Origin of the sequence: Kocuria sp. LHG3120 (genome assembly GCF_049897445.1) — a bacterium.
GTDB lineage: Bacteria > Actinomycetota > Actinomycetes > Actinomycetales > Micrococcaceae > Kocuria > Kocuria rosea.
In genome coordinates this window covers 347682-362956 of sequence record NZ_JAFCWG010000001.1, presented here as the reverse complement: position 1 = coordinate 362956, position 15275 = coordinate 347682, and the positions used below count along the sequence as shown (strand labels likewise).

15 protein-coding genes are annotated in these 15275 nt (G+C 73.0%); 13 read left to right on the top strand and 2 right to left on the bottom strand.

Going from position 1 to position 15275, the window contains the following annotated elements; all coding sequences use genetic code 11:
• Nucleotides 1-21: 21 nt before the first annotated feature.
• The 7 genes from ACP7CD_RS01700 to murA all read left to right on the top strand — a co-directional run bounded on the left by ACP7CD_RS01700 (nt 22) and on the right by murA (nt 7340).
• The gene (locus ACP7CD_RS01700) at nt 22-573 is read left to right on the top strand and encodes a F0F1 ATP synthase subunit B (RefSeq protein ID WP_031282934.1); all 552 of its coding nucleotides are present in this window, start codon (nt 22-24) and stop codon (nt 571-573) included.
• Nucleotides 573-1385, top strand: a complete 813-nt coding sequence (locus ACP7CD_RS01695; protein ID WP_017833259.1) for a F0F1 ATP synthase subunit delta — start codon at nt 573-575, stop codon at nt 1383-1385. Before ACP7CD_RS01700 ends, ACP7CD_RS01695 begins: the two co-directional genes overlap by 1 nt.
• A gap of 151 nt (nt 1386-1536) precedes the next feature.
• Nucleotides 1537-3162 (top strand): F0F1 ATP synthase subunit alpha, encoded by a 1626-nt coding sequence (gene atpA / locus ACP7CD_RS01690; RefSeq protein ID WP_017833258.1) that lies wholly within the window; start codon nt 1537-1539, stop codon nt 3160-3162.
• 60 nt (nt 3163-3222) lie between these two features.
• Nucleotides 3223-4134 (top strand): F0F1 ATP synthase subunit gamma, encoded by a 912-nt coding sequence (locus tag ACP7CD_RS01685; RefSeq protein ID WP_017833257.1) that lies wholly within the window; start codon nt 3223-3225, stop codon nt 4132-4134.
• A gap of 55 nt (nt 4135-4189) precedes the next feature.
• Nucleotides 4190-5656 carry a F0F1 ATP synthase subunit beta gene (gene atpD, locus ACP7CD_RS01680; RefSeq protein WP_017833256.1) on the top strand — a complete coding sequence of 489 codons (1467 nt, stop codon included), beginning with the start codon at nt 4190-4192 and terminating at the stop codon, nt 5654-5656.
• Between the two features lie 2 nt (nt 5657-5658).
• Nucleotides 5659-5934 carry a F0F1 ATP synthase subunit epsilon gene (locus ACP7CD_RS01675; RefSeq protein WP_031282932.1) on the top strand — a complete coding sequence of 92 codons (276 nt, stop codon included), beginning with the start codon at nt 5659-5661 and terminating at the stop codon, nt 5932-5934.
• Between the two features lie 128 nt (nt 5935-6062).
• Nucleotides 6063-7340: a UDP-N-acetylglucosamine 1-carboxyvinyltransferase gene (murA, locus tag ACP7CD_RS01670; protein ID WP_017833254.1), complete on the top strand. Its 1278-nt coding sequence runs from the start codon at nt 6063-6065 to the stop codon at nt 7338-7340.
• 76 nt (nt 7341-7416) lie between these two features.
• Here murA and ACP7CD_RS01665 read toward each other — a convergent pair whose 3' ends face one another.
• Nucleotides 7417-7620 carry a cold-shock protein gene (locus ACP7CD_RS01665; RefSeq protein WP_017833253.1) on the bottom strand — a complete coding sequence of 68 codons (204 nt, stop codon included), beginning with the start codon at nt 7618-7620 and terminating at the stop codon, nt 7417-7419.
• Nucleotides 7621-7944: 324 nt separating this feature from the next.
• Nucleotides 7945-8640 (bottom strand): endonuclease NucS, encoded by a 696-nt coding sequence (nucS, locus tag ACP7CD_RS01660; protein WP_031282930.1) that lies wholly within the window; start codon nt 8638-8640, stop codon nt 7945-7947.
• 69 nt (nt 8641-8709) lie between these two features.
• Here nucS and ACP7CD_RS01655 point away from each other — a divergent pair, with 69 nt between their 5' ends.
• The 6 genes from ACP7CD_RS01655 to ACP7CD_RS01630 all read left to right on the top strand — a co-directional run bounded on the left by ACP7CD_RS01655 (nt 8710) and on the right by ACP7CD_RS01630 (nt 15231).
• Nucleotides 8710-9051: a hypothetical protein gene (locus ACP7CD_RS01655; protein WP_017833251.1), complete on the top strand. Its 342-nt coding sequence runs from the start codon at nt 8710-8712 to the stop codon at nt 9049-9051.
• A gap of 239 nt (nt 9052-9290) precedes the next feature.
• The gene (locus tag ACP7CD_RS01650) at nt 9291-10253 is read left to right on the top strand and encodes a tetratricopeptide repeat protein (RefSeq protein WP_017833250.1); all 963 of its coding nucleotides are present in this window, start codon (nt 9291-9293) and stop codon (nt 10251-10253) included.
• A gap of 166 nt (nt 10254-10419) precedes the next feature.
• Nucleotides 10420-11277 carry an ABC transporter ATP-binding protein gene (locus tag ACP7CD_RS01645; RefSeq protein ID WP_017833249.1) on the top strand — a complete coding sequence of 286 codons (858 nt, stop codon included), beginning with the start codon at nt 10420-10422 and terminating at the stop codon, nt 11275-11277.
• Nucleotides 11259-12914 (top strand): hypothetical protein, encoded by a 1656-nt coding sequence (locus ACP7CD_RS01640; RefSeq protein WP_426118587.1) that lies wholly within the window; start codon nt 11259-11261, stop codon nt 12912-12914. The genes ACP7CD_RS01645 and ACP7CD_RS01640 overlap by 19 nt, the downstream gene beginning before the upstream one ends.
• A 57-nt stretch (nt 12915-12971) precedes the next feature.
• Complete coding sequence (locus ACP7CD_RS01635) at nt 12972-13307, top strand: DUF3039 domain-containing protein (RefSeq protein WP_035928859.1); 336 nt, start codon at nt 12972-12974, stop codon at nt 13305-13307.
• 121 nt (nt 13308-13428) lie between these two features.
• Nucleotides 13429-15231 (top strand): DEAD/DEAH box helicase, encoded by a 1803-nt coding sequence (locus ACP7CD_RS01630; RefSeq protein WP_017833246.1) that lies wholly within the window; start codon nt 13429-13431, stop codon nt 15229-15231.
• Nucleotides 15232-15275: the final 44 nt, after the last annotated feature.

The window sequence follows — 15275 nt, the reverse complement described above, 5'->3', positions numbered from 1 at the left end:
GAGAGAACAGGAATCGCGCACATGACACTGTTGCTGGCAGCCGAGGAAGGGGCGAACCCCCTCTTCCCCAACGTCTGGGAAATGCTGATCACCGGCATCGGGTTCCTGATCCTGCTCTTCCTCGTCGTCAAGTTCGTCGTGCCGGCGTTCGAGCGGGTCTACCGTGAGCGCACCGAGGCCATCGAAGGTGGCCTGGCCAAGGCGAAGGCCGCGCAGGCCGAGGCCGCCGCCGCCCGCGACGAGTACAACCAGCAGCTCGAGAGCGCGCGCCTGGAAGCTCAGAAGATCCGCGAGGAGGCCCGCCTCGAGGGGGAGAAGATCCTCGCGGACTTCAAGGACCGGGCGAACGCCGAGTCGGCGCGCATCACCGAGAACGCCCACCGCACCATCGAGGCGGAGCGCTCGGCGGCCGTGGTCTCCCTGCGCAACGAGGTGGGCGCCCTGGCGACCACGCTCGCGGCGAAGATCGTGGGCGAGTCCCTCGACGACGACGCCCGGTCCAACCGGGTGGTCGACCGTTTCCTCGCCGACCTCGAGCAGGAGCAGGAGCGGAACGCAGGTGCGGCGCGGTAATGGCAGACGCAGCGAACGAATTCACCCAGCAGAGCGCTCGTGAGGTCGAGCGCTGGGCCGGCTCCGCCAGCCCTGCGCTCGCCCGTGAGCTGTTCGCCGTGCTCGCCATCCTCGACGAGAACGGCGCCCTGCGGCGCGCGCTGGCCGACCCCTCCTACGAGGGGCCGCGGCGCGAGCAGGTCGTGCGCCGGATCTTCGCCGACAAGGTCTCCCCGGACGCCGTGGAGATCGTCGCGCACCTCGCCGGTCGGCGCTGGAGCGACGACCGCGAGTTCGCCGACGCCCTCGAGCACGCCGGGGTGTCCCTCACCGCGGCGTCCGCCGAGAACCGCGCCGGACTCCAGGGCCTCGAGCAGGTCGTGGACCAGTTGATCGCGTTCAAGGGGGTGCTGGACGGCTCGCACGAGCTGCAGCGCGCCCTCAGCGACCAGCGCGCCGGGGTCGAGGCCAAGACGCGACTGGCGCACCGGCTGACCCCGGGCGCCTCGGACGAGGCACTGCTCCTCGTGGAGCAGGCCGTGCTCTCGCCGCGCGGAGCCCTGGTCGGCCGTCTGGTCGAGCGCTTCGCGGAGGAGGTGGCGGCCCGCCGGCAGCGGTGGATCGCGCACGTGACCACGTCGCGACCGCTGACCGAGGACCAGCGCGGCCGGCTGCAGCAGCAGCTGAACACGCTGTACGGCAAGGACCTCAAGCTCACCGTGGACGTCGATCCGGCGCTGCTCGGCGGGCTCAAGGTGCAGGTCGGCGAGGAGGTCATCGACGGTTCCGTCGCGGCCCGGCTCGACGAGCTGCGCCAGCGGATCGGCGCCTGAGCGCCGGGGGCGCCCACGCCGCCGCCGCGGGCGGGCGCCCCACCGGCCGAACGGCAGCAGCCGGTGGACCAGCGCAGCGTTCCGCCACAGATTTGGACTCACGGTCACCGCTGACGGCAGTGATCACGAACTAGGAGAGCAGGGACAGGACATGTCCGAAGTCACCATCAATGCCGACGACGTCCGTAGCGCGCTGAGCGAATTCGCCGCGTCCTACGAGCCCGGCACCGCAGAACGAACCGAGGTCGGCCGCGTCAGCAGCGCCTCCGACGGCATCGCGCGGGTCGAAGGCCTGCCCTCGGTCATGGCCAACGAGCTGCTGCGCTTCGAGAACGGCGTCCTCGGCCTCGCGCAGAACCTCGACACCCGCGACATCGGCGTCGTGATCCTCGGCGACTTCCGCGGCATCGAGGAGGGCCAGGAGGTCCAGCGGACCGGGGAGGTCCTCTCCGTGCCCGTGGGCGACGCCTTCCTCGGCCGCGTGGTCGACCCGCTGGGCACGCCCATCGACGACCTCGGCCCCATCGAGGCCGAGGGCCGCCGCGCCCTCGAGACCCAGGCGCCCGGCGTGACCATGCGCAAGTCGGTCCACGAGCCCCTGCAGACCGGCATCAAGGCCATCGACGCGATGATCCCGATCGGCCGCGGTCAGCGCCAGCTCCTCATCGGCGACCGGCAGACGGGCAAGACGGCCATCGCCGTGGACGCCATCCTGAACCAGCGCGCCAACTGGGAGTCCGGCGACGTCAACAAGCAGGTGCGCTGCATCTACGTGGCCGTGGGCCAGAAGGCGTCCACCATCGCCGGCGTGCGCCAGACCCTCGAGGACAACGGGGCCCTGGAGTACACGACCATCGTGGCGGCCCCCGCCTCCGAGGCCGCCGGCATCAAGTACCTCGCCCCCTACGCCGGCTCGGCCATCGGCCAGCACTGGATGTACGGCGGCAAGCACGTGCTCATCGTCTTCGACGACCTGTCCAAGCAGGCCGAGGCCTACCGTGCGGTCTCGCTGCTGCTGCGCCGCCCGCCGGGACGCGAGGCCTACCCGGGCGACGTGTTCTACCTGCACTCCCGCCTCCTCGAGCGCTGCGCCAAGCTCTCCGACGAGCTGGGCGCCGGGTCGATGACCGGGCTGCCGATGATCGAGACGAAGGCCAACGACGTCTCGGCGTTCATCCCCACCAACGTCATCTCCATCACCGACGGCCAGATCTTCCTGCAGTCGGACCTGTTCAACGCCAACCAGCGCCCGGCCGTGGACGTGGGCATCTCCGTGTCCCGCGTCGGCGGCGCCGCGCAGGTCAAGGCCATGAAGAAGGTCTCCGGCACGCTGAAGCTCGAGCTGGCGTCCTACCGCTCGATGCAGGCCTTCGCGATGTTCGCCTCCGACCTGGACCCCGCGTCCCGGCAGCAGCTGACCCGCGGCGCCCGGCTGATGGAGCTGCTGAAGCAGAAGCAGTACACCCCGTACCCGGTCGAGGACCAGGTCGTGTCCATCTGGGCCGGCACCAACGGCCACCTCGACGAGGTGGAGGTCGCCGACGTGCTCGACTTCGAGCAGGCCCTGCTGGAGCACGTGCGCCGCACCACCAACGTGATGGACTCCATCGTCGGCTCCGGCAAGCTCGAGGACGACGCCGTCGCCGCGCTGGAGACGGCCGTCGCCGAGGTCAAGCGGGACTTCCGGGGCACCAAGCACGGGATCGAGCCGGGCCACGAGGAGCACGAGCCCCTCGACGCGTCCGCGGTCGACCAGGAACGGATCGTCAGGAAGTAACCGGTCGGTCCGGTGCGCCGCCGCGGCGGCGCACCGGGCACGGTGACGAAAGGAAGTCACATGGGAGCGCAGATTCGGGTCTACCGGAACAAGATCGCGTCGACCAAGTCCATGAAGAAGATCTTCAAGGCCATGGAGATGATCGCGACCTCGCGCATCAACAAGTCCCGACAGGGTCTGCAGGCGGCGCGTCCCTACGCGAACGCGCTGACCCGGGCGGTCTCACAGGTCGCCACCCAGCACAACGTCTCCCATGCCCTGACCACGAGGGCCGACGAGGTGCGCCGGTCGGCCGTGGTGATCATGACCTCGGACCGCGGTCTGGCCGGGTCCTACTCGTCCAACGTGCTCAAGGAGGCCGAGGGCCTGCTGGAGCTGCTGCACGGGGAGGGCAAGGAGACCAAGGTCTACCTGATCGGCCGCAAGGCCCAGGCGTACTTCGACTTCCGCAGCCGTCCGTACGAGCGGAACTGGACCGGGGACACGGACAACGCCCGGCCGGACCGTGCGCGGGAGCTGCGCAAGGTGCTGATCGAGGACCTGGAGACCGCGTACGAGGACGGCGGCGTCGACGAGATCCACCTCGTCTACACGTCGTTCCAGTCGATGGTCGTCCAGGAGCCCCGGGTGCTCCGGCTGCTGCCGCTCGAGGTCGTGGACGCCAACGCGCTGACCGACGAGGTCGCCCGGGAGTTCGAGGAGCTGGAGGAGCCCGACAGCACCTTCGAGTTCGAGCCGAACCCCGAGGAGTTCCTCGACGCCGTCCTGCCGCGCTACATCGACGCCCGACTCTTCGCGAGCCTGGCGCACGCAGCCACCAGCGAGCTCGCGGCCCGGCAGCGGGCGATGAAGGCGGCCGGCGACAACGCCGACGACCTCATCAAGAAGTACACGCGCCTGATGAACAACGCCCGCCAGGCCGAGATCACCACCGAGCTCACCGAGATCGTGAGCGGCGCCGAGGCCCTGTGACGGGCCGTCCCGGCGATCCAGCAAGTGTCCACCACGAACAAGTGAAGTGAGAGATATGACTGCCACCATCAGCGAACAGGCCGGGCAGCCGGTCTCGGGCGGTGCCACGGGACGCATCGCCCGGGTCATCGGGCCGGTCGTCGACGTCGAGTTCCCCGAGCACGCCGTGCCCGGCATCTACAACGCCCTGACCGCCCAGTACGAGCTCAACGGCGAGAAGCGGACGATCACGTTCGAGACCGCCCAGCACCTGGGCGACAACATGGTCCGCGCGATCGCCCTGCAGCAGACCGACGGCCTGGTGCGCGGCACCGAGGTCAAGGACTCCGGCGAGCCGATCTCCGTGCCCGTGGGCGACGTGGTCAAGGGCCACATCTTCAACGTCCTCGGTGAGGCCCTCGACGTCGAGACCTCTTCCCTGGAGATCACCGAGCGCTGGCCGATCCACCGCAAGGCGCCGTCCTTCGCGGAGCTCGAGGGCTCCACGGAGATGATGGAGACCGGCATCAAGTCGATCGACCTGCTGACCCCCTACATCAAGGGCGGCAAGATCGGCCTGTTCGGCGGCGCCGGCGTGGGCAAGACCGTGCTCATCCAGGAGATGATCACGCGTGTGGCCCGCAACTTCGGCGGCACCTCGGTCTTCGCCGGCGTGGGCGAGCGCACCCGTGAGGGCAACGACCTCTGGGTCGAGATGGAGGAGGCGGGCGTCCTCAAGGACACCGCCCTCGTGTTCGGCCAGATGGACGAGCCGCCGGGAACGCGTCTGCGCGTGGCCCTGACCGGGCTCACGATGGCGGAGTACTTCCGCGACGTGCAGAACCAGGACGTGCTGCTCTTCGTCGACAACATCTTCCGCTTCACCCAGGCCGGCTCGGAGGTGTCGACCCTGCTGGGCCGCATCCCCTCCGCCGTGGGCTACCAGCCGACGCTGGCGGACGAGATGGGCGTGCTCCAGGAGCGCATCACCTCGACCCGCGGCCACTCGATCACCTCGATGCAGGCGATCTACGTGCCCGCCGACGACTACACCGACCCGGCCCCGGCCACGACGTTCGCCCACCTGGACGCGACCACCGAGCTCTCCCGTGACATCGCCTCCCGCGGTCTGTACCCGGCGATCGACCCGCTGACCTCGACCTCGCGCATCCTCGACCCGCAGATCGTGGGCCAGGAGCACTACGACGTCGCGATCCGCGTCCGGTCGATCCTGCAGGAGAACAAGGAGCTGCAGGACATCATCGCGATCCTCGGCGTCGAGGAGCTCTCCGAGGAGCAGAAGGTCGTCGTCTCGCGCGCGCGCCGCATCGAGCAGTTCCTCTCCCAGAACACCTACACCGCCAAGCAGTTCACCGGTGTCGAGGGCTCCACGGTCCCGCTCGCCGAGACCATCGAGGCGTTCGGGAAGATCTGCGAGGGCGAGTTCGACCACGTGCCGGAGCAGGCGTTCTACAACGTCGGCGGTCTCGACGACGTCATGCAGCAGTGGGAGCAGATCAAGAAGCGGACCGGTGGCAAGTAGTCATGGCTGAGATGATCGTCGAAATCGTCTCCCTCGAGCAGGCCGTGTGGACCGGCACCGCCCGGATGGTGCGGGTCCGCACGTCCGAGGGCGACATCGGTATCCTGCCCGGCCACGAGGCCGTGGCCGGCATCCTCAAGCCCGGCGACTTCGCGGTGGACCCCGTGGACGGCTCCCGGCTCGAGGGCACGATCGACGCCGGCTTCGTGTTCGTCGACAACGACCGGGTGACGATCGTGGCGGACAACGTGGAGCTGCCCGGCGCCGCCGCCGCCTGATCCCGCCCGTCCGCGCGGGGCCCCGCCCCGCGCGCCCAGCACATCGCGGCCTCCGCACCACCGGTGCGGAGGCCGCGGCCGTACCCGGGGCCCCGCAGGGACCCCGGCGAGACCGCCCAGGAGAGTGGATGGAAGAGAAGATCGTCGTGCACGGACCCACCGCGGTCAACGGCACCCTGCGCGTCTCCGGCGCGAAGAACAGCGTGCTGAAGCTGATGGCGGCGACCCTGCTGGCCGAGGGCGAGTCGACCATCACGAACGTCCCCGAGATCCACGACGTCACGATCATGGCGGAGCTGCTGCGCCGGCTCGGCTGCGGGGTGGTCTACGAGCGCGCCGAGAAGACCGTCCGCATCGACGTCCCGGCGGTCCTGCACCACCAGGCGGACTACGACCTGGTGCGGGCGATGCGCGCGTCGATCTCCGTGCTCGGTCCGCTGGTCGCCCGGTGCCACGTGGCCGAGGTCGCCCTGCCCGGCGGGGACGCCATCGGCTCCCGCGGCCTGGACATGCACCGGGCGGGCCTCGAGGCGATGGGCGCGGTGCTGCAGATCGAGCGCGGCTACCTCGTGGCGTCCGTGCCGCGCAGCCTGCGCGGGACGCACTTCCGCCTGGACTACCCCTCCGTGGGCGCCACGGAGAACCTGATGATGGCGGGGACGCTGGCCGAGGGCACCACCGTCATCGACAACGCGGCCCGCGAGCCGGAGATCGTGGACATCGGGCGGATGCTGCAGGCGATGGGCGCCCGGATCGAGGGGCTCGGCACGAGCACCGTGACGGTCGCCGGGGTGGCGTCCCTGCGCCCGGTGGAGCACCGGACGGTGCCCGACCGGATCGTCGCGGGCACCTGGGCGTTCGCCGCGGCCGTGACCGGGGGGACGGTGGAGATCGAGGGCGCGGAGCCCGGCCACCTGACCGTGGTGCTGGACAAGCTGCGCTCCGCGGGCTGCCGCGTGGACACGGACGGGGGCCGCTTCGTGGTCGCCGGACCGCGGCGGCCGCGGGCGATCAACGTGTCCACGCTGCCGTACCCGGGCTTCCCCACCGATCTGCAGCCGTTCGTGGTGGCCCTCAACGCGGTGGCCGAGGGCTCCGGCATGGTCACGGAGAACGTCTTCGAGGCCCGCTGGGGCTTCACGGCCGAGCTCGAACGGCTGGGCGCGAGCGTGCGCCTCGACGGCCACCACGCCCTGGTGGCGGGGATGCCGGTGCTCTCCGGGGCGCCGGTGGAGGCCATGGACATCCGGGCGGGCGCGGCCCTCGTGATCGCGGGCATGGCCGCCGTCGGCACCACCGACGTGAGCGGCGTCCAGCACGTCGACCGCGGCTACGAGCACTTCGTGGAGCAGCTCGGGGCCGCGGGGGCCGCCGTCGAGCGGCACCTGGTCGGCACCGCGTACTGAGCACGCCGGCACGACGGAGCCCCGCACCCGGGACGGGTGCGGGGCTCCTGTGCTCAGCCGGTGCGCGGGAAGCGGATCAGATGAGCGTGACGCCGGTGGCCTGCGGGCCCTTCTGGCCCTGGCCGATCTCGAACTCGACGCGCTGGTTCTCCTCGAGGGTGCGGAAGCCGCCCGACTGGATCTCCGAGTAGTGGACGAAGACGTCCGAGTCGGAGTCGTCGGGGGTGATGAAGCCGAAGCCCTTTTCGGCGTTGAACCACTTGACGGTGCCCTGGGCCATGAAGATCTCTCCTTGCGAGATGGTGCGAAACGTGTGCACAGGTCGTGCACGGAAGGGCGGTACCACGAGATGAGCCGAGGGCCGCGGTCTCCGTTCCCGAAGGAGGAGGACCAGGGCCAGGGTCGAACGTCACGCTCGCTTACCCGTTCTGCGAGCATGCAAAACATGGAACGAAGAACACGTTCAGCTTCACACACTCCCCGGGGGCGGTCAACGTTGTTCGCCTGCTGATCATCGCGTGTTGCGGGCTGTTCGCCGAGCGCGTGACCCCGGCGGCGCCCGGCGCGGACCCGGGCCCGCGCCGGTGGGCCCGGGGGAGCGGGCTCAGAAGAGGCGCGAGCCGCTGTCGTCGAGCCCGCGCATCTCGTCGTAGTCGAGGGTCAGGCACGCGATGCCCCGGTCCTCGGCGAGCACCCGGGCCTGGGGCCGGATGAGCTGGGCGGCGTACACCCCGCGCACGGGCGCCAGGAGGGGGTCCCGGTTGAGCAGCTCGAGGTACCGGGTGAGCTGCTCGACGCCGTCGATGTCGCCGCGGCGCTTGAGCTCGACCGCCACGGTGGCGCCGGCGGCGTCGCGGGCCAGGATGTCCACGGGCCCGATCGCGGTGGGGTACTCGCGCCGGACCAGGGTGTGCCCCGAGCCCAGGCGGTGGATCTGCTCGGCGAGCAGGCGCTGCAGGTCCGCCTCGACGCCGTCCTTCACCAGCCCGGGGTCGGTGCCCAGCTCGTGGGAGACGTCCTCGTGGATCTCGAACACCTGGATGACGAGGCGGTCGTCGCTCTTGGCGGCCTGGACGGTCCACGTCTGCAGCACGCCCTCGGCCGCGAGCTCGGCCTCCGGCTCGCCGACGTGCAGGCGGGCGGGCGGGCTCATCCAGTTCAGGGGCTTGTAGCTGCCGCCGTCCGAGTGGACGAGCACGGAGCCGTCCGCCTTCACGAGGAGGAGACGCCGGGCGGCGGGCAGGTGGGCGCGCAGACGCCCTTCGTAGTCGACGGAGCAATCGGCAATGACAAGACGCACGCGGACCAGCCTAGCGCTCCGCGGGACCCGGCCCGGACCCGGAGGCCCCCGCTGTGAGACGATGGCGCGGTGCCACGCTCCAACCACTCCTCCCGACGCCGCCACGGCGGCCCCGGCAGCGGCCCGCGCGCGAGCAAGTGGCAGCGCGGCGCCGCCCAGGAGCCGTGGTCGGTCGAACGCGTCCTGGAGCCGGCGCCCACGGTGGAGCGCTCGGCGGACGGGGACTGGCTGGTCCGCCACGTCCGGCCCGCCAACGCGGTCAAGACCTACACCTGCCCCGGCTGCGGCCGGTCGATCCCGCCGGGGATCGCGCACCTGGTCGTCTGGCAGCAGGACTCCCTGCTGGGGGCGCGCAGCGCCTTCGAGGACCGCCGCCACTGGCACGAGCGCTGCTGGCGCACCCGCCGCTGAGCCCGGCCCCGCCCGGCGCGGCCGCCGTCACGGCGTCACGCCGGGAGCGGACACGCGGGCGCACCGGTGGCCGAGCCGCCCCCGGCGGCCGATAATCGTGGAAGACCCGCGGCGCCCGCCGGGCGCCGTCCCGCCGCCGGCCGCCGCCCCGGCCCGGCGGACCGGACCACCGATCCCGCCCCGACACCGACGGCCCAGCGGACCGCCGTGCCCGTCGACGAGCCCTCAGGAGACGCCCCGTGAACGAGTTCCAGCACCAGCAGCCCCGCCGCACCGCCGAGACCGCTCCGCCGCCGCAGGAGGCCCCGCTCCCGTCGTCGGTGCGGGGCGCGGTGGACCTGGGCGCCGTGCCCGCCGCCGGGCCGGGCGGGCAGCCCGCGGGGGAGGGCCGGCCGGGCGGGTACCGCCGGGAGGTGACGGCGGCGGACTTCCAGGAGGTCGCCGAGCTCTCCACCCGGGTCCCCGTGGTCTTCGCCCTCTGGGCCCGCTTCAGCGAGCAGTCCGTGGCGTTCACCGACACCCTGGAGCAGGTCGTGGACCGCTACCGGGGACGGCTCCTGCTGGCCTCCGTGGACGCCGAGGCGGTCCCCGAGATCGCGCAGATGTTCCAGGCGCAGTCCGTGCCCACCGTGGTGGCGCTGCTCGGCGGGCGGCCCGTCCCGCTGTTCAACTCCACGGTCCCGGCCGAGCAGGTGACCCAGCTGCTGGACGAGCTGCTCGCGCTCGCCGAGCAGAACGGGATCACGGGCACCGTGGAGCCCGTCCGTCCCGACGACGAGCCGGAGCCCCTGCCCCCGCTGCACCAGGAGGCCGTGGACGCCCTCGAGGCCGGGGACGTCGACGCCGCCGAGGCCGCCTACCGGAAGGCGATCGCCGAGAACCCGGGGGACCGGGAGGCGAAGCTCGCCCTCGCCCAGGTGCACCTGCTCCAGCGGGTGCTGCCGCTGGACGCCGCGACGGTCCGCGCCGAGGCCGCCGCCGCCCCGGAGGACGTGGCGGCGCAGCTGGCCGTCGCCGACCTCGACGTCTCGGGCGGCCACGTGGAGGACGCCTTCCGCCGGCTGCTGGACCTGGTGCGGCGCACCGCCGGGGAGGAGCGGGACGCCGTCCGGCTGCGCCTGCTCGAGCTCTTCGACGTGGTGGGCGCCGAGGACCCGCGCACGGTGACCGCCCGGGGCGCCCTGATGCGCGCCCTGTTCTGAGCCCCCGCCCCTGACGCCCCCCTGACCGCCCCGCCCGCACGGCCACCGTCCGCCGGCGCGCGGGGCGCGTCCTCCGCCGCACGGCGGAGCGCATCCCGCGCGCCGGCGGGGCGGGCTCCGCCGCGCGCCGGAGGCGCGCCCGGTCCCGCCTGCCTACGCTGGGGGCATGAGCCACCAGCACCTCCCGCAGGCCGCCCCGGAACGGACCGGTGCCCCCGCGCCGGACACCCCGGCGCCCCCGTCCGGCGGGCCGCCGGCGCTGAGCGTGCGCGGGCTCGTCCGGGTCTTCGGCCGCCCCGGCACCCCCGAGGCCAAGGTCGCCGTGGACCGCGTGGACCTCGACGTCCCCCGCGGCTCCTTCTTCGGCCTCGTGGGACGCAACGGCGCCGGCAAGACCACGATGCTGTCCATGGCGACCGGACTCCTCCGCCCCACGGCGGGCAGCGCCCGCGTGGCCGGTGTCGACGTCTGGGCCGAGCCCCGGCGGGCCAAGCAGCTCATGGGCGTGCTGCCGGACGGACTGCACCTGTTCGACCGGCTCACCGGACACCAGCTCGTCACCTACGCCGGCCTGCTGCGCGGCATGGACCGGGACGTCGTGGCCGAGCGCACCGACGACCTGCTGCGGGCCATGGACCTCACGGCCGACGCCGGGACCCAGGTCCAGGACTACTCCGCCGGCATGACCAAGAAGATCGCGCTGGCCGGCGCCCTCATCCACGCCCCGAGCCTGCTCGTCCTCGACGAGCCGTTCGAGTCGGTCGACCCCGTCTCGGCGGCGAACATCCGCGAGATCCTGCACGGCTTCGTGTCCGCCGGCGGGACCGTGGTCGTCTCCAGCCACGTCATGGACCTCGTGCAGCGGATGTGCGACCACGTCGCCGTGATGGACCGCGGCCGGGTGCTGGCCGCCGGGACGGTCGACGCGGTCCGGGCCGGGGCCACGCTCGAGGACCGGTTCGTCGAACTGGTCGGCGGGCGCCGGGAGACGGGGGAGGGCCTGCCGTGGCTGCGCCCGGAGTGAGCCCGGAGCTCGCCCCGGCCCCGGAGGGCCTCGCCCCCGCCCGGGCGGGCACCGCCGCCCTGGCCGGGCGCCTCGTGGGCCTCAAGGCGAGGATCCTCGTCAACACCCTCACCCGCAGCACCTGGGTGCTCGTGGGGACCGTGCTGGGCGCCGCCTACTTCGTGTTCCTGCTGGGCCTGGCCGTCGTCGCGCTGTTCCTGCTGGGCCGTCAGGACCTGTCCCTGGTGCGCACCGTCCTCGTGCTGGCCGGGTCGGCGGCCGTGCTGGCCTGGTGGCTGCTGCCCATCCTCGCGGCGCGGGCCGACGCCACGCTGGACCCGGCCCGCCTCGCCCTCCTGCCCCTGTCCGTGGGCCAGGTGCAGTGGGGCCAGGCCCTCGGCGCGGTCGTCGGCGTGCCGGGTGCGCTCACCGTCGTGGCGCTCCTCGCCACGGTGAGCTCCTGGCGCTCGTCCGCGGCCGCGCTGCTCGCGGCCCTCCTGTGCGTGCCGCTCGCGCTGGCCCTCGTGGTCACCGGATCCCGCTGCGTCACCGCCCTCGCCGTCGGTCTCGGCCGCCGCCGGCGCCTCACGGAGCTGGTCTCGCTGGCCGCGCTCGTGGCCCTGGTGCTGCTCGGCCCGATCCTCACCGGCCTGCTGAGCGGGCTGGAGCGGCTGTGGGACCGGCTGCCGCAGTACGCCGGCGTGCTCGCGTGGACACCGGTCGGAGCCGTCTGGGCGGTCCCGGCCGACGTCGCCGCCGGCCGGTGGGGCACCGCCGCCGCCCGGCTGGCCGTCACGGTCCTGACCGTCGTCGTCCTCGTCCTCGTCTGGCGGGTCGCGCAGGAGCGGGCCCTCACCAGCACGGCCGGCGGGCGGACCGCGGCCCCGCGCGAGGGGGCCGCCGGCGCGGGGCTCCTCGACCTCGCGCCCCGGCGCCCGTGGGCGGCCGTCGCGGCCCGGTGCCTGGTCTACTGGGTCAGGGACCCCCGCTACTCGGCCGGTCTGCTCGTCATCCCGGCCCTCGCCGTGCTCATGTGGTTCTCCCGGGACCCGGAGGGAGGCGGCGTCTTCCTCTACGCCCTGGGCCCGATGATCGCGGCGCTGCTCGCGTACCAGATCTCGGGCGACGTGTCCTACGACAACACCGCCCTGCACCTGCACGTCCTCACCGGTGTGCGGGGCGTCCACGACCGCGCGGGCCGGGTGCTCGCGCTGCTCGTGATCGCCGTGCCGCTCACGGCGGCCGGGCTGCTGCTGCCGTTCGCGGTCGAGGGCCGGTGGCAGCTGCTGCCCGGGGTCGCGGGCACCGCGCTGCTGGCGCTGCTGGGCGGGGCGGGCCTGTCCTCGGTGATGTCCGCCCGGTACACCTACCCCGTGGCCCCGCCGGGCGCGTCCCCGCTGAAGACGCCGCAGGGCTTCACCGTCCTGAACGTCCTCGTCCAGTTCGTGGCGCTGGGGCTGATCCTCGTCCTCGTGCTGCCGGCCGCCGTCCCCCTCCTCGTGCAGGTCTTCACCGGCGACCCCGTGTGGGGCTGGGCGGGGCTGGCCGCCGGGGCGGTGCTCGGCCCGCTGCTGTGCTGGGGCGGGATCGTCCTCGGCGGGCGCTGGTACGACCGGCGGGCCCCCGAGCTGCTCCAGGAGGTCGCCCAGTTCCGCTGAGCGGGACGGGCGCTCCCGGCGCACGGGGGCCGGCGGGGACGGGGTAAACTGGCGCCCATGCATGTCTCAGCGGCGACCACCGGCACCCCGACGAACGGCCCGGACGACACCCCGTACGGTGCCGATCCGGCGCAGCCGGCCGGGGGCACCTCGACGATCGAGCGCGAGGAGACCAGGGAGCTCCAGGAGCCGGGCGACCACGAGCGCTTCGCGCACTACGTGCGCAAGGAGAAGATCATGGAGTCCGCCCTCTCCGGCGAGCCCGTGATCGCCCTGTGCGGCAAGGTCTGGGTCCCCGGCCGCGACCCGCAGCGGTTCCCGGTGTGCCCGACCTGCAAGGAGATCTACGACGGACTCCGCCCCCCGAACGACCAGGGCGACGACCAGGGCTGAGCACCCCCGGCCGAGCAAGCGCCCGCCGCCGGCGGGCGCTTTTGCGTGGCCCGCCGCCGCGCCCCCGTCATCCACCGCGGCCACGAGGCCGCGGCACCACGAGCGAAAGGACGTCGCCAGAGTGTCCCAGGACGACCAGCTCTCCCTGTTCGGCGCAGCCGCCGCCGACCTCCCCCCGGCCTATCCGGACCGCGCCGCGTGGGGCACGGCCCCCAAGCTGCGCGCCTGGCAGGCGGAGGCGCTGCAGCGCTACTTCGAGGCACAGCCCCGGGACTACATGGCCGTCGCGACCCCCGGGGCCGGCAAGACGACCTTCGCGCTGCGCGTGGCCAAGGAGCTCTTCGACCGCGGGACCGTCAACCGGATCACGGTGGTGACACCCACGGACCACCTCAAGCGGCAGTGGGCGGACGCCGCCGCCCGCGTGGGCCTGGCGATCGACCCGAACTTCAAGAACGCGGACGGCTCCCACGGCCGGGACTACCTGGGCGCCGCCGTGACCTACTCGCAGGTGGCCATGAAGCCGCTCCTGCACCGGGCCCGCACCGAGGCGGGCCGGACCCTGGTGATCATGGACGAGATCCACCACGCCGGGGACTCCCTCACGTGGGGCGACGGGCTCCAGGAGGCCTTCGACCCCGCCGCCCGCCGGCTCGCCCTGACCGGCACCCCCTTCCGCTCGGACACCGCGCCGATCCCGTTCGTGCGCTACCTGGAGGACGGGGACGGCATCCGCCGCTCGAGCGCCGACTACACCTACGGCTACGGCGACGCGCTCAAGGACCACGTGGTCCGGCCCGTGATCTTCCTCGCCTACTCGGGACAGATGCGCTGGCGCACCAGCGCGGGGGAGGAGATGGCCGCGGAGCTCGGCGAGGGCTTCACGAAGGACATCACCGCCCACGCGTGGCGCACGGCGCTCGACCCGAACGGGCAGTGGATCCCGTCGGTGCTCCAGGCCGCGGACCAGCGGCTCACGGAGGTGCGGCGCACCGTGCCGGACGCCGGGGCGATGGTCATCGCGACCGACCACCAGGACGCGAAGGCCTACGCCGCGCAGCTGCGCCGGATCACGGGAGAGAACCCCACCGTGGTCCTCTCCGACGACAAGGGCGCCTCGGACCGGATCGACGAGTTCTCCGTCGGGGACAGCCGCTGGATGGTGGCCGTGCGGATGGTCTCCGAGGGCGTCGACGTCCCCCGGCTCGCCGTGGGCGTCTACGCGACGTCCACGTCCACGCCGCTGTTCTTCGCCCAGGCGGTCGGCCGCTTCGTGCGCGCCCGCAAGCGCGGGGAGACGGCCTCCGTGTTCCTGCCGTCCGTGCCGGCGCTGATGCAGCTCGCCAACGAGATGGAGGCCGAGCGGGACCACGCCCTCGACAAGCCCGCCGCGGAGGAGACCGGCCTGCCGGCCGACCCGCTCGAGGAGGGCTGGGACGACGACCTGCTCGAGGAGGCCAACCGGGAGGAGAAGGCGTCCGCGGCCCTCGCCCAGGGCCGGTTCGAGGCCATCGGCTCGGACGCGTCCTTCCACGGGGTCCTCTTCGACGGCGGCGCCTTCGGCGGCGGCGTGGCGGTGGGCTCGGAGGAGGAGGCGGACTTCCTCGGCATCCCGGGCCTGCTCGAGGCCGACCAGGTCTCGGCGCTGCTGCGGGAGCGGCAGTCCCAGCACGCCCGGCGGCGCCCCGGCGCCGCCCGCACCCCGGAGCAGCCGGCGGTGCCCGACCACCGGCGGCTCAAGGAGCTGCGCGCCACCCTGTCCAAGAACGTCTCGGCCTGGGCGTCCCGCACCGGCACCCCGCACGGCATGGTCCACAACGAGCTGCGCCGGGTGTGCGGCGGACCCGCGGTGGCGCAGGCGAACGAGGCGCAGCTCCAGGCGCGGGTCAAGAAGCTGCAGGACTGGTTCATCGGGCGCAAGTGAGTCGCGCCCGGGACGCGAACCGCCCGGGACGAGGCGGTCCGCTG